Source organism: Roseibium sediminis, from assembly GCF_008711325.1.
GTDB lineage: Bacteria > Pseudomonadota > Alphaproteobacteria > Rhizobiales > Stappiaceae > Roseibium > Roseibium sediminis.
Genome location: NZ_VXDB01000021.1, coordinates 31,685 through 52,633, shown reverse-complemented (window position 1 = coordinate 52,633; position 20,949 = coordinate 31,685). Strand labels below are relative to the sequence as shown.

21 protein-coding genes are annotated in these 20,949 nt (G+C 55.9%); 13 read left to right on the top strand and 8 right to left on the bottom strand.

All coding sequences use genetic code 11. From position 1 onward, the window contains the following. The first annotated feature begins 13 nt into the window (after positions 1–13). Together F0155_RS18385 and F0155_RS18380 are read left to right on the top strand one after the other, a co-directional pair. Positions 14–517 carry a TRAP transporter small permease subunit gene (locus F0155_RS18385; protein ID WP_150526017.1) on the top strand — a complete coding sequence of 168 codons (504 nt, stop codon included), beginning with the start codon at positions 14–16 and terminating at the stop codon, positions 515–517. Next, positions 514–2,064 carry a TRAP transporter large permease gene (locus tag F0155_RS18380; RefSeq protein ID WP_150526016.1) on the top strand — a complete coding sequence of 517 codons (1,551 nt, stop codon included), beginning with the start codon at positions 514–516 and terminating at the stop codon, positions 2,062–2,064. The genes F0155_RS18385 and F0155_RS18380 overlap by 4 nt, the downstream gene beginning before the upstream one ends. A 164-nt stretch (positions 2,065–2,228) precedes the next feature. Here the strand turns inward: F0155_RS18380 and F0155_RS18375 are convergent, their stop codons facing one another. The 3 genes from F0155_RS18375 to F0155_RS18365 form a co-directional block, all read right to left on the bottom strand. Next, positions 2,229–2,921 (bottom strand): GNAT family N-acetyltransferase, encoded by a 693-nt coding sequence (locus F0155_RS18375; protein ID WP_161599837.1) that lies wholly within the window; start codon positions 2,919–2,921, stop codon positions 2,229–2,231. 207 nt (positions 2,922–3,128) lie between these two features. Continuing rightward, positions 3,129–4,670 carry an alanine/glycine:cation symporter family protein gene (locus F0155_RS18370; protein WP_150526014.1) on the bottom strand — a complete coding sequence of 514 codons (1,542 nt, stop codon included), beginning with the start codon at positions 4,668–4,670 and terminating at the stop codon, positions 3,129–3,131. A gap of 21 nt (positions 4,671–4,691) precedes the next feature. Beyond that, a complete protein-coding gene (locus F0155_RS18365) occupies positions 4,692–5,126 on the bottom strand; it encodes a universal stress protein (protein ID WP_150526013.1) in 435 nt (144 codons plus the stop codon). 141 nt (positions 5,127–5,267) lie between these two features. Between F0155_RS18365 and F0155_RS18360 the strand changes: the two genes are divergently transcribed. The 5 genes from F0155_RS18360 to F0155_RS18340 all read left to right on the top strand — a co-directional run bounded on the left by F0155_RS18360 (position 5,268) and on the right by F0155_RS18340 (position 9,420). Beyond that, the gene (locus F0155_RS18360; RefSeq protein ID WP_150526012.1) at positions 5,268–5,726 is read left to right on the top strand and encodes an Lrp/AsnC family transcriptional regulator; all 459 of its coding nucleotides are present in this window, start codon (positions 5,268–5,270) and stop codon (positions 5,724–5,726) included. 210 nt (positions 5,727–5,936) lie between these two features. Then, positions 5,937–6,557 (top strand): glutathione S-transferase family protein, encoded by a 621-nt coding sequence (locus tag F0155_RS18355; protein ID WP_244303547.1) that lies wholly within the window; start codon positions 5,937–5,939, stop codon positions 6,555–6,557. A gap of 56 nt (positions 6,558–6,613) precedes the next feature. After that, positions 6,614–7,174: a GbsR/MarR family transcriptional regulator gene (locus tag F0155_RS18350; protein ID WP_150526011.1), complete on the top strand. Its 561-nt coding sequence runs from the start codon at positions 6,614–6,616 to the stop codon at positions 7,172–7,174. 69 nt (positions 7,175–7,243) lie between these two features. Next, complete coding sequence (locus F0155_RS18345; RefSeq protein ID WP_150526010.1) at positions 7,244–7,903, top strand: DUF4166 domain-containing protein; 660 nt, start codon at positions 7,244–7,246, stop codon at positions 7,901–7,903. 2 nt (positions 7,904–7,905) lie between these two features. Next, complete coding sequence (locus F0155_RS18340; RefSeq protein WP_208999358.1) at positions 7,906–9,420, top strand: TIGR01777 family oxidoreductase; 1,515 nt, start codon at positions 7,906–7,908, stop codon at positions 9,418–9,420. On the opposite strand, the gene F0155_RS18335 is transcribed toward F0155_RS18340, so the two are convergent. Both F0155_RS18335 and F0155_RS18330 read right to left on the bottom strand, forming a co-directional pair. Further along, positions 9,401–9,754, bottom strand: a complete 354-nt coding sequence (locus tag F0155_RS18335) for a cupin domain-containing protein (RefSeq protein WP_150526009.1) — start codon at positions 9,752–9,754, stop codon at positions 9,401–9,403. The genes F0155_RS18340 and F0155_RS18335 overlap by 20 nt on opposite strands. Before the next feature lie 146 nt (positions 9,755–9,900). Next, complete coding sequence (locus F0155_RS18330) at positions 9,901–10,089, bottom strand: hypothetical protein (RefSeq protein WP_150526008.1); 189 nt, start codon at positions 10,087–10,089, stop codon at positions 9,901–9,903. Positions 10,090–10,222: 133 nt separating this feature from the next. On the opposite strand from F0155_RS18330, the gene F0155_RS18325 reads away from it, so the two are divergent. The 6 genes from F0155_RS18325 to F0155_RS23605 all read left to right on the top strand — a co-directional run bounded on the left by F0155_RS18325 (position 10,223) and on the right by F0155_RS23605 (position 18,126). Continuing rightward, positions 10,223–11,863 carry a hypothetical protein gene (locus tag F0155_RS18325; RefSeq protein WP_150526007.1) on the top strand — a complete coding sequence of 547 codons (1,641 nt, stop codon included), beginning with the start codon at positions 10,223–10,225 and terminating at the stop codon, positions 11,861–11,863. A 22-nt stretch (positions 11,864–11,885) separates the two neighbouring features. Further along, complete coding sequence (locus tag F0155_RS18320; RefSeq protein ID WP_150526006.1) at positions 11,886–12,992, top strand: phosphatase PAP2 family protein; 1,107 nt, start codon at positions 11,886–11,888, stop codon at positions 12,990–12,992. An 8-nt stretch (positions 12,993–13,000) separates the two neighbouring features. After that, entirely contained in the window at positions 13,001–15,118 is a 2,118-nt protein-coding gene (locus tag F0155_RS18315) for a S8/S53 family peptidase (protein WP_150526005.1), read from the top strand. A 438-nt stretch (positions 15,119–15,556) separates the two neighbouring features. Further along, a complete protein-coding gene (locus F0155_RS18310; RefSeq protein WP_150526004.1) occupies positions 15,557–17,602 on the top strand; it encodes a cyanobactin maturation protease PatG family protein in 2,046 nt (681 codons plus the stop codon). A 112-nt stretch (positions 17,603–17,714) separates the two neighbouring features. Next, positions 17,715–17,915, top strand: a complete 201-nt coding sequence (locus F0155_RS18305) for a hypothetical protein (RefSeq protein ID WP_150526003.1) — start codon at positions 17,715–17,717, stop codon at positions 17,913–17,915. Between the two features lie 49 nt (positions 17,916–17,964). Further along, the gene (locus F0155_RS23605; protein ID WP_192913840.1) at positions 17,965–18,126 is read left to right on the top strand and encodes a hypothetical protein; all 162 of its coding nucleotides are present in this window, start codon (positions 17,965–17,967) and stop codon (positions 18,124–18,126) included. Positions 18,127–18,412: 286 nt separating this feature from the next. Here the strand turns inward: F0155_RS23605 and F0155_RS18300 are convergent, their stop codons facing one another. The 3 genes from F0155_RS18300 to F0155_RS18290 are packed head-to-tail and all read right to left on the bottom strand — an operon-like array spanning position 18,413 to position 20,930. Then, a complete protein-coding gene (locus F0155_RS18300) occupies positions 18,413–19,123 on the bottom strand; it encodes an RraA family protein (protein WP_244303546.1) in 711 nt (236 codons plus the stop codon). Continuing rightward, positions 19,108–19,800, bottom strand: a complete 693-nt coding sequence (locus tag F0155_RS18295) for an alpha/beta fold hydrolase (RefSeq protein ID WP_150526002.1) — start codon at positions 19,798–19,800, stop codon at positions 19,108–19,110. The genes F0155_RS18300 and F0155_RS18295 overlap by 16 nt, the downstream gene beginning before the upstream one ends. Beyond that, on the bottom strand, positions 19,797–20,930 hold the full coding sequence (locus F0155_RS18290) for a cobalamin-independent methionine synthase II family protein (protein ID WP_150526001.1): 1,134 nt from the start codon (positions 20,928–20,930) through the stop codon (positions 19,797–19,799). Before F0155_RS18290 ends, F0155_RS18295 begins: the two co-directional genes overlap by 4 nt. Between the last annotated feature and the right edge of the window lie 19 nt (positions 20,931–20,949).

The following is a 20,949-nucleotide window of genomic DNA, read 5'->3' as shown; positions in this document are numbered from 1 at the left end:
AAAGCCATTTGCCATGGAAAAGCTGGCGAGCGCATTGGAGCGCATAAACCAGATCATCGGGCACGGATTGTGCTGGGCCGCTCTGGCCATGCTGCTCCTGCAGTTTGCAATCGTACTGCTGCGCTATGTCTTTGGCTTCAGCTTCATCTTTCTGGATGAAGGCGTTCTTTATTTCCATGCAGCCATTTTCATGCTGGGGGCAGGATACACGTTTCTGGTCAATGGCCATGTTCGGGTCGACATCTTCTATTCCGGCATGACGCCCCGTAAAAAGGCGCTTGTCGACATCTTCGGTCACCTGTTTCTTCTGACACCGGCCTTGCTGGTTCTCATCTGGTATTCGTGGCCGTCTGTGCGCGGTAGCTGGGCTATTCTGGAAGGACCGATTTCGGTTGGCGGCATTCCTGCCTCGTTCCTCCTGAAAAGCCTTATTCCCGCCTACTGCGCCCTGCTTCTCGTACAAGGGCTCGCTGCCTTGCTGCGTGACATTCTCCGCCTGAAGGAGACAAAGGCATGACCCTGCCCCTTGACCTCTTCATGTTTGGCGCGCTGGTCGCCTTCATCCTGCTGGGCTACCCGGTTGCCTTTACAATTGCAGGCGTCGCCACGGGCTTTGCTGTGCTCGGCTTTGCGCTCGGACAATTCGATCTGCAATTCATGGGCGCCATGGGCCAACGCTTCTTCGGCGTGTTGACCAACCCGGTCCTGACTGCAATTCCCCTATTTGTCCTGATGGGTGTCATCCTTGAAAAAAGCAGGATCGCCGAAGATCTGCTCGAAACGATGGGGCGGCTGTTCGGAAGAATGAACGGTGGCCTTGGCGTCTCCGTGGTGCTGGTCGGCGCGCTTCTGGCTGCCTCCACCGGCATTGTCGGAGCAACGGTCGTCGCAATGGGCCTGATCGCCCTGCCGACAATGTTACGCAACGGCTACGACCCTAAACTCGCCTCCGGCATGGTCTGCACGGCAGGCACGCTGGGTCAGATCATTCCGCCTTCCACACTGCTGATCATTCTGGCGGACGTCATGTCCAACGCCTTCCAGCAGGCGCAATATGCGCAAGGAAAATTCTCTATCGAAACCATCTCGGTTGGGCAGACCTTTGCGGCCGCGATGGTGCCAGGACTGCTGCTGGTTCTGATCTACTGCCTCTACATCCTCGGGCGGGCCTGGATCTCGCCGTCGGTTGCTCCGGCAATGTCAGAGCAGGTGGAAAAGCCGACCTTTGAGGAAATCACAAGCGCGGTCATCCCGCCGATCCTGCTGATCATTGCCGTTCTCGGCTCAATCCTCGGCGGCATTGCTTCTCCAAATGAAGCGGCCTCTGTCGGAGCGATTGGAGCCATCCTTCTCGCCGGTCGCCGTCTGGGTGTATCCACGAAGACAATCGTACTGGCGACAGCTGCGCTGTTGATCCTCGCCATTGCCGCAACACTCATGCCCGTTCGCCTTCAGCGCTCGGACATATCGGCTGGCGGCTACATTCTTGCGGTGATCTATGCCGGTCTTGCCTTGTTCGCATTTGGCGTCGTGCTTCATATTCTGCTGATCGCGATCAGGGACGGCCTTTTGAAGGCTGCACTCTTGTCGACCATGACGGTCACGTCGATGATCTTCGCAACGATCCTCATGGCGAGTTTCTTCAGCCTCGTCTTTGTCGGCCTTGGCGGCGAGGATCGGGTTCATGAAATCCTGAAGGAAATGCCGGGCGGAGCAACAGGTGCGCTGATCTTCGCAATGCTGTTTGTCTTTGTGCTGGGCTTCTTTCTGGACTTCGTCGAGATCTCCGTGATCCTGTTGCCAGTTCTGATCCCACCGCTGATCCTGATGGGGATCGATCCGATCTGGCTAACGGTGCTGATCGCGGTCAACCTGCAGACATCTTTCCTGACCCCGCCTTTCGGCTTCTCGCTGTTTTATCTCCGTGGCGCCGCCCCCAAGGAGATCACCACCGGTCAGATCTACAAGGGCGTTGTCCCTTTCATCCTTCTGCAAATTGCAGCCGTCGCGATCCTCTGGCTATTCCCGGCAATCGCCACATGGCTCCCCCGCTGGCTCTATTAAACCACCAAAGCCCGCAAACACGGTTTGCGGGCTTTTCGCGTCTTACGAGGATCATAAGGGTCAAACGGCTCGAAACATGTCGTGCTGAATAAGCAGAACTTCTGCGCCATGCGATTTGAGAAACCCGTTGATCGAACCACAACCAGCATCAACATTCACGAACATCAACCTGTCTGGATGTATAGCGGCGACCTCGGCCAGCAAGGCAGATCCCACGCCCCCCGTCGTCGCCAATCCCGCCGCACAGCAAGTTCTGGTGCCGCGCCATCAGGAAAAACAGCCTGCCAACCGATCACTTGCCCCTCTGCAAAGGCCCCGACAACTCGAACTGTTCCCGGCAGGGCTGACATGGCGGATCTCTGGTTCTGCCGGGTTGGGTACGTATCAAAGAAGGAACTTAACTCCTCAGGCAGGTCCACAAGTTCAATCTCCCGAATGGCCACGCCCTGTGGTACATCTTGAGAAAGATGAGGGTTTTCAAGCTTGTAAACATTGAGATCTCGAACAATCTCATATCCAAAACTCGCATATCCACGAAGGGCCGCTTCGTTTGTGGCAATGACCTCCAGCTGTAGCCCAGTACCCCCATCCTCAATGTGCTTGTCGAGAACCGCATCAAACAAGCGCCGCAAGAGCCCTTTTCGGCGATAGGCAGGTATCACACCGGCTGACAGACAATAGGCACGGTTTCCCACTTCCGATTCCGGTTTCGACGAAAACCAGAAGCCGGCGATCCGGTCCCCCTCCGTTGCCAGGAATGAATGGTCCTCGGAGAACCCGCGACGGTTGGTAATTTCATGAAACTGGGCATCAGTCAGATGCAGCGGAACAACATAGTCTGCGAAGGCTGCATTCATGGCCTCAGCCAGGCGCTGAGTTTGAATTCCGCGACAAGGGCGAATTTGAAGGGTCATGAACTCTAAAGGTCTTATGAAGGAAACCGTGTGGGAAAGTTACTTCTAGCTGCTTCATACTGAGCGATCAGGTCAAACGGAACAACCGGTCCAATAAAAAGGGCTGCGCCATGCAAGCGCAGCTCTCTCTCTTTTCAGTAGCAATGAAGCTTAGTGGAACTTCTTGATCTCACCAGACTTCAGGCGGCTCAGGTAGCTGTCCAGCTCGGCCTTGACGACCGGCATCAGCAAGTAGAGCGCGATGATGTTGACAACCGCCATTGCGAAGATCGCGGCATCGGAGAAGTCGATGACCGGGCCGAGGTTAGCGGCAGCGCCGATGACCACGAACACGCAGAACAGGACCTTGAACGACAGTTCCGTGGTCTTGCCTTCGCCGAACAGGAAGGTCCAGGCCTTCAGGCCGTAGTAGGACCAGCTGATCATCGTGGAGAATGCGAACAGGATCACCGCGATTGCCAGAACATACTTGAACCAGCCAAAGGCAGACGAGAACGCAGCAGAGGTCAGCGCAACGCCGCTGTTGCCGTCAACGGTCTGGATCGTGGAAGCACCTTCGTTCAGCAGGTAGAGGCCTGTTTCCGGATCACTGACCAGCTGGCCGGTGATGATGATGACCAGAGCGGTCATGGTGCAGATGACAACCGTGTCGATGAACGGCTCGAGCAGCGACACAAAACCTTCAGTGATCGGCTCTTTGGTCTTGACCGCCGAGTGGGCGATCGCTGCGGAACCGACGCCGGCTTCGTTGGAGAATGCTGCGCGCTTGAAGCCCTGGATCAGCGCACCAACGAGACCACCAGCAACACCAAGTCCGGTGAAAGCGCCTGCAAAGATCTGGCCGAAAGCCCAGCCGATCTTGTCGGCATTCATCAGGATGATGATCAGAGCGGTTACGACATAAAGGACGCCCATGAACGGAACGACCTTTTCGGTCACGCTGGCGATGGACTTCAGACCACCGACAATCACGGCAAAGACGATGACCGCAAAGACAACACCGGTGATCCAGCCCGGGAATTCGCCAACAACGTTTGCGATCTGGGCGTGGGCCTGATTGGCCTGGAACATGTTGCCGCCACCAAAGGCACCAAGGATACAGAAGATCGCGAACAGGATCGCCAGCGGCTTGCCAAGCGGAATGCCACGCTCTTCAAAGCCCTTGGTGATGTAGTACATCGGACCGCCGGAAACCGTGCCGTCTTCATATTCGTTACGGTACTTAACGCCGAGCGTACATTCGGTGAACTTGGAGGCCATGCCCATGAGACCGGCAAGGATCATCCAGAAAGTTGCCCCCGGTCCGCCAATGCCGACAGCAACGGCCACGCCAGCAATGTTGCCGAGGCCAACGGTGCCCGACAGAGCCGTTGCCAGGGCCTGAAAGTGACTGACTTCACCGGCGTCATTCGGATCCGAATAATCGCCCTTCACGAGTGAGATAGAGTGCGGGAAAGCCCGGAACTGGATGAAGCCGAAATAGAGGGTGAAAACCGTGGCAGCCACAACAAGCCACGCAACAATCCATGGGAAGGATGTACCCGGGAACGGGCTGAAGATGAAATTGACAAACCAGCCAGTGGAGCTGGCGAACAATGCGTTCACGGTTTCATCGATAGAGCTGGCCATCGCCGGCGCAGAAGCAACCAGCGTAGCCGTTGCAGCCAGGGCTGCAGCGTTGAATTTTTTCATATGTGTTTCGCTTCTGGAACGTTAGGGAACAATGGTGACCGGGACCGATGCCGCCTGGGCAAGGCTGCCCGCGACGGATCCGAACAACCGCGAAGACAATTGCGAATGTCCGTTACGACCGATGACGATCTGGTCGACACCATGTTCTTCGGCAATCTGGATAAGTGTTTCAGCAATATGGCCATACTTGAGTGCAGTGGTGACCTTCACGCCGCTCTTCGCCAGCTTGTCCAGTGCCGGTGTCAAAATGGCCTTTTCAGCCCGTTCCAGTTCCTCCTTGCGGCGCTTGTGGCGCTCTTCGAGTTCTATCGGTGTCAGGAAGGTATAAGGTGACCATTCAAGGACGTGAGCCACCACCAGCTCCGACCCGCTCGCCTTGGCCATCGAAACCGCGAAATCCAGCGCCCCCACAGCACTTTCGCTGCCATCGAAGCCGACAGCTATCTTTTTTGACATTTTTTACTCCCCTGTCATGCGGCATTTTGCCGTAGAGGAAACTTACAATGTAACGAAGAAGAAAGCTTCCTTAATTTCGCCTCATATGGGATAATTTATGAATATTTATCGAAATATGACGCAAAGTTCGGAAATTTTCCCATGGACACCCTTGATCTCAAAATTCTTGAGGCGTTGCAAATTGACAGCCGTATTTCGATGGCGAAGCTTTCGGAGCAGGTTGGCCTGTCGCTGTCTGCATGCCATCGGCGGGTCAAGCTGCTGGAGTCAAACGGCATCATTTCCGGCTACACGGTTCGGCTGGACCGGCGTGCCCTCAATCTGGAAATTCAGGTCTTCATCGAAGTCAAACTGACCAGCCAGCGCAAAGACGACATCACCGCGTTCGAACGCGCGATTTCGATGATGCCGGAGGTGCTGGAATGCCATCTGATCTCGGGCGAGTTCGACTATCTGATCAGGTTGGTGACGCGAAACACCGCCGCCTATGAGGATCTGTACCGCAATCGTCTGTCGCAGATCCCCTCGGTCTCGCAGATGAAAACGCTGCTCAGCCTCAGCACCGTCAAGGAGTTCAAGGGGCTACATCTGGACAACTGAACCAGACACGGCCCGCCAATATGACGCGATCGTTCACAACGATATCGCGTTCTTTCGTCCCCCAACAGCTATCCAGCCGATTCTGCTCGCTAGCCAGATGGGAGGATGGGTGCTACATTAAGATTCTCAACTATAAATAGAAATTCCGCTATCCAACTTGGTTGCGTTGGCAGGCGTTGTGCGTACACCAGCTCATAAAGGGGGAAGTTGGTGATCAGGATACTTGGCCGGTTGAACTCGGTGAATGTTCAAAAAGTCATGTGGTGCGCTGCCGAACTGGGGGTCGAAATCCAGCAGGAAGATGTTGGCGGCGCCTTTGGTGGCACCGACACCGACGACTACCTCTCCAAAAACCCGAACGGTCGGATTCCAACGCTCGAAGATGGCGATTTTGTCCTTTGGGAGTCCAACTCGATCGTTCGGTATCTGTGCGACAAGTATGGCAAGGACGACTGGCTTCCCGATACGCCGCAATTGCGCGCGCTCGCGAACCAATGGATGGACTGGTACATCGCCCAGCTCCACCCGCCCATGACCACGCTGTTCTGGCAGTTGATCAGAATAGCCCCGGACAGCCGTGATCTTGCCGCCCTGCATGGAAGCATCAACACGTCAGAGGTCTACTGGACGCTGCTGGATGCACATCTGAAAGGTCGCACGTACCTGCTTGGTGACAGGATCTCGATGGCTGACATACCGCTCGGGTGCTCCGCCTATCGCTGGCACTCGATGACATTCGAGCGCCGGGACCTTCCACATCTGGCGGCCTGGTATCATCGCCTTACCGTGCGTCCGGCATTCCGCGAAAATGTGATGCTTGAACTGACCTGAGCTCCGGGGTTCGAAGCGAGCTTGACAAACGCACGCAATTATCCCAAATTTCTGTCATGACAGAAATTACCGACAAAGATGCAGCAACAGCCCGCAAACAGTTCATCCTCTATTGGGGGGACATGGGCAGCCAATGGGGCGTCAACCGCTCCGTTGCCCAGATACATGCTCTCCTGTATCTGAGCTCCGTGCCGATGAATGCGGAACAGATTTCCGATGAACTGGGAATCGCGCGCTCGAATGTGTCCAATTCCCTGAAGGAATTGGTTGGTTGGCGCTTGATCCAGCGGGTCCCGGTTGCCGGAGACAGGCGTGAGCACTTTGTCGCCGAAACCGACGTTTGGGAAATGGCCCTCCTGATTACCAAAGGGCGCAAGGAGCGGGAGATCGATCCGGCGATCCGCGCGATCAACCTGTGTGTCACACAGGCGAGAACTGAGCCGCAGCAGGATCCGGTGGTTCTGGAGCGGATGCAGAACATGCATGAGTTTCTCACCACCGCGGACCGCTGGTCTGAACAGATGCTCAGCGTGCCGAAATCCAAACTCTCGATGCTCATGAAGATGGGCGACAAGGTTCTCTCGCTCCTCAAGATCGGCGGAAAGCCACCCGAATAGCGAAAAAATTTTGATCCTATATTTCTGTTTATACAGAAATTTCCGATCAATCGGTAACTGGTGTATAAAATGACCCAACTCAACCAATGCGCAGCCGCAGGCCGCAAATTCGGCGTGTCAGAAGATCCCCGGTTTCGCGACCTGTTGGGGCTTTCTGTCTGGAAGCAGTTACCCGATGCCGTTCGCCGACGGTTCGGCCGCCATCTCGGGCTTGGTGAATCCGTTGTCTATCGGGGCACTGTGGTCGCCATGCGCCTGAGCATCGTCGGGCGAACCCTCGCCTATCTGGCACGGATCATCGGAGGCCCACTGCCGTATGATCTGTCTTCAGTTGGTCAGGCGGCGATTGTATCCGTGACGGAAGATGGAGCTGAAAAGGGTCAATTCTGGATCCGGCAATACGGTCGGGCCAGCGGCTTTCCGCAGGTCGTTCACAGCTCCAAGCGCTTTGCAGGACCAACAGGCATTGAAGAGTATGTTGGCGCTGGCATCGGCATGGCGTTGAAGGTCTGCGCCCTCCCTGATGGGCTGAGCTTTCAAAGTGCGCATTATTTCCTGCAAGTGGGGCCCTATCGCCTGCGGTTTCCCGCATGGCTGGCTCCGGGAGACCTGACCATTCTCCACCGGGACCTTGGGCAGGGCCGATTTCTCTTTTCCCTCACACTCAAGAACCGATTGCTCGGCGAACTGATCCATCAGGACGCCGTCTTTCAAGACAGCGAGGACTGATCATGGACAATCCCTTGTTATGGACACTGGTCGCCATTCAAATCGTCATGGGCGGATTTGATACCGTCTTCCATCATGAAGGCACCGAACGTCTGGCGTGGCGGGCATCGCAAAAGACCGAGCTCACACTTCACGGCGTGCGAAACCTCTTCTACGCGATTATCTTTTTCGCCTTTGGGTGGTGCGAACCCCAAGGGGCCTTTGCAATCGCGCTTAGCCTGATCCTTGCAACGGAAGTCATTGTCACGCTTTGGGATTTCGTGGAGGAAGACCTGACGCGAAAGCTTCCCTGGACGGAGCGGATCAACCATACGCTTCTGACACTGAACTACGGTGCAATCCTGATCTTGGCAGCTCCCATTCTTTGGAGCTGGGCTCATCTTCCAACCGCTCTTGTCCCCGCAAACTATGGCTGGGCCAGTATCATGTCGACGATCGCAGCCCTCGGGGTTGTTCTCTTCGGCATCCGTGACCTTCTGGCCGCAACCCGCAGCGAACGGCTGACGTTAAATCGCGGTGACGCGGCCAAACTTGTGACCGAACTGCCTGAAAGACAACATGTTCTCGTCACCGGCGGCACGGGATTTATCGGCAACCGGCTGGTGGAGGCTCTGGTACTGGGTGGCCACATCGTCACGGTCGTGACACGCAATGTCCGACATGCGGAAAACCTCAGACATCCCGTGCGGATCATCACGTCACTGGATCAGATCCACGACGATGAACACCTGGACATCATCGTGAACCTTGCCGGCGAACCGATTGCAAACGGACTTTGGACAAGCCGAAAGAAGGCCCGCATCATCGTCTCTCGCGAGGACACAACAAGAGCTGTGGCCGCCTTGATTGACCGGCTTCGGACCAAACCCGCCTGTGTGATCAGCGGTTCGGCAATCGGCTGGTACGGCCTTCGTGAGGATGAAACCCTGACCGAATGGTCCGGCAGCAAACCGGCCTTCGTTCATGACGTCTGCGACCGATGGGAAAACGCCGCAGCGCCCATCTCGGCTACAGGTGTCCGCGTGGTGCTCTTGAGAATTGGACTTGTCATGGGAATAGATGGAGGCTTGTTATCCCGCCTTCTCACCCCGGTCGAATTTGGCGGTGGAGCGCAGCTGGGAAGCGGGAAGCAATGGATGTCCTGGATCGAACTCGACGACCTCATCCGGGTCATTGCCCGCGCAATGGTCGACGATACCTTGAGCGGCCCCGTGAATGCTGTTGCCCCAAACCCTGTTCGCAATGAGGAATTCACCCGCGCTCTGGCGAAGGCCTTGCATCGCCCTGCGCTGATAAGAATACCGGCAGCCGCCCTTAAAGCCCTCCTTGGGCAAATGGGGCAAGAAACCATGCTCGGTGGCCAACGGGTCCTTCCCGCCAAACTTCAGAAGCGGAACTTCTCTTTCAACCACCCGAACATTGCGCCGATGCTGCAACACATCACTGGCGGCCAGACGTCAAAAATTCCGGAATTCGAAGACGTATCCGGGCGGGTCGTCAGGCAGGCAGGCGAATAACGAACAGTTTCCGGGTGGTCTCAAGAACTTCCCAAACGCCGGAAAAGCCGGGCTGCAGGACAAAACTGTCGCCCGGCCGGATTTCACGGGTCACACCGTCCTTGTCGGTCAGGCGCGATCTCCCGGAGAGAATCGAACAAAATTCCCATTCATCGTAGGAAATGCGCCACGCACCGGGAGTGGATTCCCAGACCCCGGAAAAAAGGGTCTCGTTGTCAGTGGTTTCTGCCAACCATGTCGTGAATTGAGGCTCGCCGGAAATGACCTTCTCGGGTGCCGGGGCGTCCCGTTCCGGTTCGATTTTGTCGAGATCAAAGGGAAGAAACGCGCGCACTCAAATCTCCTTCGCCACTTGGGCCCGGCAAAGCCGAGCCAACCGAACGCCTCATGAACGATCAGGAATCCTGTATAGAATTTCCGCACCAAGCCGCCAAGCACAAAGGTATTTCCGGACCGTTCTTTGGCCAAAAGCAGATTTGATCACGCATCTTCGGGCGGAGCCAAATCCTGAGGGCCGATGCGGTCAATGATAAAAATCATACTCTCAATACTCTTACACTCAAGATTATTAAGCTTTCCGCTTGCAATTATAGAGAGAACCCTCTCCCTTTCACTAGGCCAAGCCTGAAAATACTCCACAAGATCAGCAACACGAGTTTCATCTTCCATCGATTCACAACCCTCTTAACTCTTTTACTTCTTAAGGATACCAATCCATAAGCGTGAACCTCCGTGAATATACTGTGAGACCAATAGCTTCCCTTAGGATAGGGTGTTAGTAGTATTCCTGAGGAACCGAGTTATGTCAGTCATTCTGGAAATATCTCTTTTCGGCACATGTGTGGTCCGACTGAAGGCTGCAGAAACCCTTGAAATTCGGGGGGCAAAACATCGTGCATTGATCGCAATTTTGGCGACAGCACCGATGGGCAGACGCACCCGCACTTTCCTGCAGAACACACTTTGGGGATATTCGGGATATGACAGCGGGCATCAAAACCTGCGCCGGGCTCTGGCTGATCTCCGCAAGCTGATGGGAGACGCGTTCGACGTTCTTTTTCACACCACCAACACCGATGTGGAACTAGATTTCGAGCACGTGCGGTTCGTCGGCGACATCAATGCAGGCCCATTTCTTGAAGACCTGAACGTCGCAGAGAAGGAATACCTAAACTGGGTGGAAACGATCCGCGACAATCCCAGCCAGATCGAGGCCCTCTACAGGACCACCCTGCCCGGCACCTTTCGCCGCCCCCGCCCCTGCATAACCATGCTTCCCTTAAAGCAACTGGGCGATGACCCCGTGCTTGCCGCATTGGGTGACTGGATCGGCGAACAGGCGTGCCGGGTCTTGTCCAGATCCCGGTTCTTGAACGTCATATCGCATCTTTCCGGACGCGCGATGGCTCAAAAAACCACATTGGTAACTGAAGTCAGACAAACGCTCAGCGTGGACTATCTGACAACCGGTTTCTTACGCCGATCCGGAACCGAGATCATCTGCGACATTGATTTTATCGAAGCAGATAGCGGCCAGATCATCTGGAACAGGACACTGCATATCTCCGATCTGGTGCAACTGGATGATGCGGCGGCGGAGATCGAGCACATTGCTCGCTCGATCGCGAAGTCGATTGCGGACTCTGCCATCAATTCCAGCCGCTCCAGCCCCATGAAAGAAATCGCGGATCAGAACCTCCTGATCTCGGGTGTCGGACTGATGCATCGCGTCACCATGCGTGACTTTCTGAAATCCCGCGACTACCTCCGCGAGGCGACAGCGCGGCTGCCGAACTTCGCCGAAACCCATGCCTGGCTTGGCAAGTGGTACGTCCTGAACGTCATGAAGGGCTATTCAATGGATCAGAAGCGGGACACGCAGCTGGCGATAGACTGCACGGCGCGCGCTTTGGACATTGATCCGGAATCCAGCCTCAGCCTGACGATCGACGGTTTCGCAAGCAACAATCTGGCTCATGATTTCGATCTGGCAGGAAAGCGGTTTGATGCGGCTCTAGAGGTCAACCCGAACGAAAGCCTCGCCTGGTTGCTGCGGGGCTCCTTGAAAGCCTTCATGGATGATGGCGAAACGGCAGTATCCTCGAACATGCAGGCCCGGAAACTGTCACCTATTGATCCCTTTTCCTATTACTACGACAGCCTTGCGAGTACGGCCTATATCGCGGCTGACGATTTTGAGAATGCCCTAGCCTTCGCTGAGCGGTCCTTGACCGCAAACGACCGGCACCTGTCGACCCACCGTGCAAAAATCACGGCACTTCATTTCCTGGATCGGCACGAGGAAGCATGCGCTGCAGCTCAGGACCTTTTGGCTATCTGGCCATCCTACAACCTGCAGCATTACGAGCGAAGCCATCCTGTTTCAAAGGAGAAACTGGGCCGTCGCGCGATCAGCGCAATGGCAGCTTCGGGAATTAGATAGACGCAAAACAAGGATTTGAGACATGGCACAGCTTGGCGGGATCGGTGGTATTGGCGGCATCGGCGGGATAGGAGGAATTGGAGGTATAGGCGGCATCGGTGGGATCGGTGGAATCGGCGGCATGACCGGGATCGGCTCATTCCTTGGAGCCGAGGATCCTGGGGGGTATTCATCAACCACAACGCTGGGTCTTCAGACCACGGCCGAAGGATTGCTTCATTTGGCCGGACAGGGAGAAACTTCAGCCGGAACGCCTCTTGGCTTCAACACAGCCTCAAACAACAGCCGGTGGGCCGCGTGGGTGCGCGGGTCCCTTTATCTCTGTGAATTCCTGTCAAAAGTCGACTTCAGCGCGGCACAAACGCGTACGGAGCAGACGGTCAAGTTATCCTTTGCCGGCAACGACCTCATCGAGCTCGTTCGACCATCCGACACGTTGCTCGCGCAGCAATGCTCCCATGTCATGGACTATGCGGATTTGAGAGCTGACCGTTCAGCCGAAATCATCTCCCAATTAGGTTTTCCAACCGAGTATTTTGCGATGATCCTCGGCATGCATGTGGCCCAGCACAAAAATACATTTGAGCTGATCACCGCAACCCAGGTCATGGCCGCGCACATGGCAATGATCGTCAAGCACGCACTTGCAGTTCGCCGTCCGGACCAGCTCGACGGGAGGATACTTCCCATGATCCCCACGCCGGGACATGGCAGCTTCCCGTCCGCGCATGCAACCGAAGCCTACGCGGTGCTCACCGTCATGGAAGGTCTGGTTGCCAAATGGCAAAGCTTTAAAGACCTGGACAAGCGGTTGCCGATGCTGCGCGGCCTGGCCGAGCGGATTGCAGTCAACCGCACTGTCGCGGGCGTGCACTACCCGATAGACAGCTGGGCAGGTGCATGTCTTGGAACCGCCATCGGCAAGGTGATTTTGAACCTTGCAGGACATACGGGCGTGGCCGTGCAGGAATTGCGCTATGTTCCTGAGCATCAGGATTTCAACGATTTCGATTTCACACACAACAGCACGACCATGGGCGTTCATGTCTGCGGCGAATTCCAGCTGTCCTCCAGTTCACATTTTAGCTGGATCTGGGAACGGGCCCTCAACGAAACACAGAACGTCTGAGGCCTGCCATGTTCATGAAACGAGAACCTGAAGAGCGGATTGAGCGCTATGCCGGTCCCTATGAGCGGTGGGTCTTTACCGAAGAGCTCGGTCGACCATTTGCCTTTCCAGCCATTGCAAAGGGTCCTTCTGGATACTACACGGCCCTCATGGAAGGTCGCGGCAAACCTGAAAGCACATCTGATATGGAAGTGCGCTTGCCGCCACTCTGGAACCCATCCGGCAAAACACGAAATGTCACGCCATTTGCCTTTCATGACCGGCAAATGAACGACCCAAGACGGCAGGTGCAGCAAGATACGACCGTGGCGCGGCTGTTGGGAACGGTGAGGACCAAGGCACGCAGTGCAAATTCCCCCCTGTCTCCGCGGTTCAGGGTCAATTTCCCAGTTTCTCCAGATGCTTGGGTCAATGACTACCGGGAAGGTGAGCAACCGGAGGGTTGGGTTCAGCCGGCTACACAGCCAAAATCCATAATTGGTGTCATCGATGATGGTCTTCCCTTTGCGCACAGCAGCTTTTTGGGAACTGACGGCAAAACGCGTATCAGCCACTGCTGGCTCCAATCGGGACACTCCCAGCCAACAGCCGCCGTTCCTTTCGGTCGGGAGTTTGTAAACGGGGAGATTGACGAGCTGATAGCCCGTTTTCCGAACAATGAACGCCACCTTTACCGGAATGCCAAGGCAACGGCGCCGAATATGGACGAACTTGGCAATCATCTGACAAGGCATGCAACTCATGGGGCCCATGTTCTGGGACTGGCAGCAGGCAACAATTCGCGGTTTCTGGGTGAGAGCCTGGGGGATGATATTCAGATCATCGCTGTGCAATTGCCCAACACAATTGCCTGGGACACATCAGGTTTCGGCAAGGAAATGTATATGCTCTCGGCAATCCATTACATTTTCGAGCGCGCCAGACGGATCGCCGAGCATTTCGGAACAGGTGAATTGCCACTGATCGTGAACTTTTCCTATGGCTGGAGCGCCGGTCGGCATGATGGCCAGACGGAAATGGAACTGGCGATGGAGGAATTGCTTGAAGAACGTCAAATTCTCCAGCCGATCAGCCATATCGTCATGCCGACCGGCAATAATTTTCAATCACGGATGCATGCCCGTTTTCGGGAAGCGGACTTTACACAAGAACAGATCAGCCTCGGATGGCATTTGCAGCCGGATGACAGAACTTCCAGTTATCTGGAACTCTGGCTTCCGGAGGGTTTCGATCCGATTGGTTACGAGCTGGAACTCTCCGCCCCTTTCGGGTCGCCAGCCCTTTCGACAAACTCCATCTCGATTTCGCCCGATCCGGAGCTATCGGGTGGTGATGATGGCGATCCTCGGCGCTTCGCAGAGATCAAAATCAATGATCAGGTGATCGGCCAACTCTCTGTGGATCAACACCGGGGAAACCGGTGGCGGGTCATGATTGCCCTTATCCCAACGGTTTACCGCAACGGTCTCGGTCGCAAGTCCCCATCTGGCACATGGACGATTACCTTGAAACGACATGCAGGCTCAAATTCGCTGTCAGCCGAGGATGATATTCTTGTCTGGCTTCAGAGAGACGATGACCCAAGCGACCTGAAAACACATGGCCGCCAGAGCTATCTGATTGACCTTTCGAACACACAGCAAGCGCATTCCCCAAAGGCACCGCATCAACGATACGGGCAATCCCTGCCAACAGTTTCGGGATTTGGGGCAACCAATGCGGTTGCGACCGCACGCAAGGTTACCCGTGTCGCAGGCTATCAGGAAAACACCTCACGTCCTTCCAGATATTCGGGCGCAGGAGGACTGCGGATCTCCGAAGATGGCACGGTGTCACCGTGGGGTGTGCAACCTGATGTCTCAGCCGTGTCGGACCAGAGCAGTATCAGGCCCGGCATTCCTTCCATCGGCACAACAACAGGCTCACGTAGCCGACTGATTGGCACCAGTGGAGCCGCTCCCTCTGTTGCACGGCTTATGGTTCAGAATGCGGCTCTGGGCAATCACCTCCTGGAAGGGTTCGTGACCCGGCTCGCCTTTCCCGTTTCAGAAGAAAACAGTCTGGACGCTCGCGCGCAGCACAAGGCGTGTGTTGGTGAACTGACAGCTCCACCTGTCACCAGATAGAGAGCGAAACAAATAAAATATTATATTCAATCACTTACACAAAATTCCTCCTGCCCGCGAATTCCTCGCGGGCTCTTTTTTGCCCGTGAATTTAATCCTCACGGCAAAGACCAGTCCAATTCACACGCATTTCACTCCGCCTCATTCCGCTGCGTTGCTAATCTGTCTTCAGGTCAAGGCAAGAGATCGAAACAGTCCCTGCCCAGACCCGCCGATCGGGAGGATTTTTATCCGGCGGTGAATTTGATCCCAGTGATCACCTTTTTAAGTCCGCCTGCCCTGAAAAGCAGGAACCATAGTTTGAAATACATTTGAAACAAAAGGCATTTTTACCGGCGGTTGCGGCCTGAAGGCCGCAACCGCATCACCTGAACCATCATTCATTTCTCCACCGGCTGCCTCAACCGGTCCCTAACCCGACACATTCGGGAGCTGTACATGTATGTCTTGAAAGATCAATTCCAGACGCTTCGCGCCCTGCAGGAAATGGCCAGGCGCGGACCCGCAGTTAAGGTCGCCGTTCTTGACGGCAACTTTGATGCTGAAAATCCCAGCTTGAGCAGCCAGAAGATCGCGAGCACCTCAACCAGTGGCAAGACCCTTCACGGAACCGCGGTTGCAAGCATTATTCTGGGCCGGGATACAGGCATCGCCCCACAGGCCGAAGGCCTTCAGTTTCCAGTGTTCGAAGAAGATGCCAACGGTCATTTGAGGGGGTGTTCGCAGCTCACACTCGCCCGTGCCATCCGCGCTGCCTGTGAGGCGGGCGCAAGCATCATCAATATCAGTGGAGCCAACCTGACCAATACAGGGCATCCGACCGACGAGCTTCGCGAAGCCGTAGAGCACTGCGAAAACAACAACATCGCCGTCGTTGCAGCAGTCGGAAACGATGCCCTTTCTGTCGACACCGTACCGGCCAATCTGCACGGCGTGATTGCTGTCGGCGCACATGATATCGAAGGCCACCCTGCCTGCTTCAACAACACCGGACCGGGGCTCATGTCGAAGATGATACTGGCCCCCGGCGTGGACATTCGGGTTCACGCCAACGGTGGCGAGGCCAGGATCTCAGGCAGCAGCTTTGCCGCCCCTATGGTCAGTGGTGTCTGCGCCCTGATACGTCAGATCCTGCCGGATTTCCCCATTCGCGACCTGCACGAGCTTCTGTCGCGTTCTTGTGTCCCCTGTGATTTGAGCCACTCGGGAGATCACAAGCCTACAGCTGTAAGGCGCCTGGATCTGGTGCTTCTTCACCAGAACCTTCGCCCGCACCTGGCACCACAAGTGGCTCCTCAAAATTTCATTTCAGAAAGGACAAATTTGATGTCAGAGATTGATACCTCCCCCGCCGCCGTTGAGGCCACCATCGAACCGGCATCGCTTCCGCAGCCAGTTGGATCCTCGACAGATATCGTGCCGATGGAAGCAGGCCACGAGCCCCAAGCAGTAGCCGAATTCAACCCGGTACCTGCCGCGCCCCGCAGCCATGCCGACATCCGTGACAGCGCACCCAGCAATTTCCTGCATACCCAGCCTGACACGATCCGTCCCCAGCATACCGGATCCAATTTGATGGGTGATAACAAGGTCTTCGCCATCGGGACACTCGGTTACGACTTCACCAACGAGACCAACCGCGACTACTTCCAGCAGGCGATGTATTCGCTTGGGGAACGCCACCCGCACCTGAAGCCACTGATCCCGGAAAACGAGATCGCAATGGCCCGGTTCCTGACCTTCGTCGAAGATGGAGAAACACCGTATCTCGACTCCGCAACCGCTCTGGAGTGGACCCTGAAGGTTGATGGCATTCCGATCTATGTCATCCGCCCGCAGAACCAGTTTGCCGTTCAGCAGTTCGGCCGAATGATCGAGTTTCTCATTCAGCAAACCGGTATCGACGTGAAGGAGCTGACCAAGCCCAAGGCGCAAACAGCAGACCTCATTTCGAAATGCGCTGCGGGGGCCGAATCTGAAGACAAGATCGATCGGGTGTCGATTGCCGGGAATATCGTCGGCGAAACGCGGCTCTACAACGGTCAGATTGTTCCGGTTGTCTCGCCCATCCTGCGCGGCATGTTCTCCTGGAATCCGCACGCTCTGGCCAAGGCTGTTCTCAAGGCAGACGCGAAGAAGGAAGAGGTCGATCGCCTGAAAAACTTCCTCGAACGCATCTACTACGAACTGAGAAACCGGGGCGCAGAGCCACAGCATAGAGCCATGAATTTTGCGGCGACCAATGCTCATGTGGCCGGTGAGATTTTCACGGATGCCTTTGAGAAAAAGCTTGAGCTGAACACCATCAATGTCCAGCGAAGTCCGGTAAGCCGACCCGGGACGGATTGTTGGGACATCGTTTGCGAATTCTTCAATCCATTCAAGCGCGATCAGGAAGCCCGCATGATCTACCGCTACACGATCGACGTGACTGGCATGATGCCAGTGACCTTCGGTCCGCTGCGCAGCTGGCGTGCATTTTGATCCATTCACGAGATGCGCCGCATCGGAAAGCTCCTCATGCGGCACATAACCGGCACAATTTGATCGTGCCGTCAGGGCCAAGGCCCGTCTATTTCCACGAAAGGAGAATTTTATGAAACTGCCATATCAAGCCCCCTCGATTGATCGAGCCAATCGACTGAATTCCGCGATCCAACAGGGTGTCGACCCTGCCCTGTTCGGCCTCGACTGGGAGGACGTGACAGGTGGCCTGCGTTCTGTGGTCAAGTACCTCGCGCCGCACGCCAAGGACGCTGCCAAGGACTTTGCGATGTCCGCAATCGATGGCCTCTGATCCACACCACCAAACATTTCCAATCGAACATTTTTCAGGAGTGAAGAAAATGAAACTTCCTTATCAAGCCCCGTCCATCAATCGTGATGACCGTCTCACCTCTGCCATTGACAGCTCTGTCGCTCCGGCGTTCTGGGGGGCCCTTGCCTCAGCAGCAGCCCCGATTGCCATCAATCTTGGCAAGAAACTGATCCGGGAACTGGTGAAGTAAAGCCGAAGAAGCGGTCTCGAGAGATCGCTTGTGCGCGAACCGTTTCAATCATGGACGGTGGCAATCAGACCGCAGGGGCGCTCCTCCGCCCCTGCGTGTTTTCGTTCACGCTAGCTGGAAAGCGGTCAAAATGAAAAAGGCAGCTCCGGTTTGTTCAACCCGAAGCTGCCAGTTAATACGATAATGCCCGCAAAGGGCGTTTCAAAGAATACACATGCCCGGCTTCCATACTACAAACCCACAATTGAATCGAAGTAGCCGCTAGGCCGGGCCTCGATTTCGACGCTTATGTGCGCGCCCTCTCGAACGCTTCCCAAGCTGCCTTGAACTTCTCGAAGTCGAACCCCGGTTCTCTGGCGGGTCCAAGGACGATCTGCTCGGTTGCGAGCAACTTGCGGATGGCCGCTTCGAGTTTCGGGATTACGGCTTCAGGAATAACGAGGGCTCCGTGCCGGTCTGCGTGGACCAGTTCGCCGGGATGAATATCCAGTCCGAAGATCTTCACCGGAGTATCAATCTCCTTCACATGAACATAGCCGTGGCTCGGCCCGATGGACCCGGCAACAACCGGAAAACCGTCCGGCAGGTCTCCAAGATCGCGCATAACACCATTGGTAAGTGACCCGGAAAGGCCGAAGCCCTTGTGAATTGTGGTGTTTATCTCGCCCCAATAGGCCCCGATGGCGCTCGGATAATCAATGTCCTCGACAACGGTCAAGGCCGGGCGTGGCCCCTCCGCCATGTAGCGGTAATAGTCCATCCGCCGCGCCTTGATGACCTCGGCGGGTTCCGTCGGCGGGGCCAGAGCCGAGATCTTTGCCGTGCGGGCATAGCCGACCATGGCGCCAGCCGCAGGGTCCGAACACAACATTGTGCCACGCGTAAAGCGATTGAACCCGCGCCGTCCCTCCGCCACTTCGATGGCATTGCAAACGGTTGGCGTATCAACCGACTTCAGGAGGGCAAGGAGCGTATCTTCCATCATCTGTTCAGCCATTCTAAAAGTGCGGTATTGACCGCCTGCGGTTGTTCAAGCGTTGGCAAGTGCCCTGCTCCCTCAATGATCCGGAACACTGAATGCGGGATCAGCTCATGCATGCGTTCATGCCGGTCGCGCGGACAAAGCCTGTCCTCTTTTCCCATCACGATGAGGGTTGGCACTGAAACTGATGCAAGCGTTTCCTGCTGGTCCGGTCGCCGTTGCAGTGCGCGGGACTGACGTTCGAAAACATCCGCCCCAAGGTCCAGCGCCATTTCCATGCAAAGATCCAGAACAGCACCCTTGTTTGGACCGTCGGCGAGATAGTTCGGTTTCAGCTCGTCGCGCATGACTTCACGCAAATGCCCTGCACGAACCTTTCGAATCTGCGGTTCCCGCCCTTGCCTGATCTCTTCCAGCTCGGCGCGTGGGTTGGTGTCGAGAAGACCAAGCCGGTCCACGCGTTCCGGCGCCTGACGAAAAACTTCCATTGCAACGATGCCGCCCATCGAGAGGCCAGCAAGGGCAAACCGCCGTGGCGCGTTTTTCAGAATACGTGCTGCGAGATCCTCCACGATATCGTCATCCGAGATCGGAGCCAGATGGATCGGAACTTGGCCCGACAGTGCCGCGATTTGCGGCCCAAAAAGGCGCGCGTCACACATCATTCCGGGCAAGAGAACGAGGGGGGTCACACCCGCCCTCCAGCCAATGCAGCCCCGTCTGACAACGCCTTCAGCTTGGCAAAGGCGATATCCGGATCTACTGCACCAAAGCCTGCGAATGTACCGAAGCCGCAGTCTGAACCTGCAATGACACGCTCGGCTCCGACAATTGGCAGAAACCGTTCCAAGCGCTGCGCGACCACTTCCGGATGTTCCACGAAGTTTGTGGTGGTATCGACCACACCGGGCACCAAAATCTTGTCGTCCGGGATTTCGGCTTTCCGGTCGCGAAACACGGTCCACTCGTGCGCATGGCGCGGATTGGAAGTCTCGAACAAGATGTAACGCGCCCGAGCGGACATCAGCGTTGAGAACACCTTGTCCATCGAGATGTCACAGACATGCGGCCCTTCATAGTTGCCCCAGCAGATATGGATGCGCACCTTTGCCGGATCGATATCTGACAAGGCATGGTTCAGGGCCTCCACATGGCTGGCGGCAACCTTGACGAATTCGTCATCGGACAGGTCTGTGAAAAGCATATGCCGGGACAAAGCCAAATCCGGGCAGTCCAGCTGCAAGTCAAGGCCGCTGGCAACAATCGTCTCGTATTCAGCCTTCATGACATCGGCAAGCGCCTGCAGGTAAGCCTCGCGTGTCGGATAATAATCATTCTGCAGAAAGAGCGAGATCACACCGGGGGACGCGGCATTCATGAAGCCCCGTTCCGCACCATGTTCAGCCATCGCCACCTTCAGGTGAGCAATATCCTTTTCCAGCTCGCCCTGCCCTTTGGATTTCACCTCTCCGGTGCACATAGGACGGGCATATTGCGGAGTGCCGCCACTTTCAGCGATCCGCTTCAGAAAACTCGGATACAATTTCAGATCTTTCGGCGCATTGCGCGGGCTGTCTCCGGAAAACCCGGTGTAGCGATCCTTCACATAGGTCGCATAGGAGATCTTGGAGGTCTCGCCATCACTCACGATGCTGACACCTGCCGCGACCTGTTTGCCCACGGTCTCGGAAACGGCCTCGGCCATGACCGCATCAAACTCTGCACTATCGTAATCTTCGCCGCGTTCGCGGGCAAAGATGAAATCGACAACCTTTTGCGTCCGCGGCAACGACCCGACATGGGTCACGTCCAGTTTCGACATATGGCTCCCCCTCCCTGTT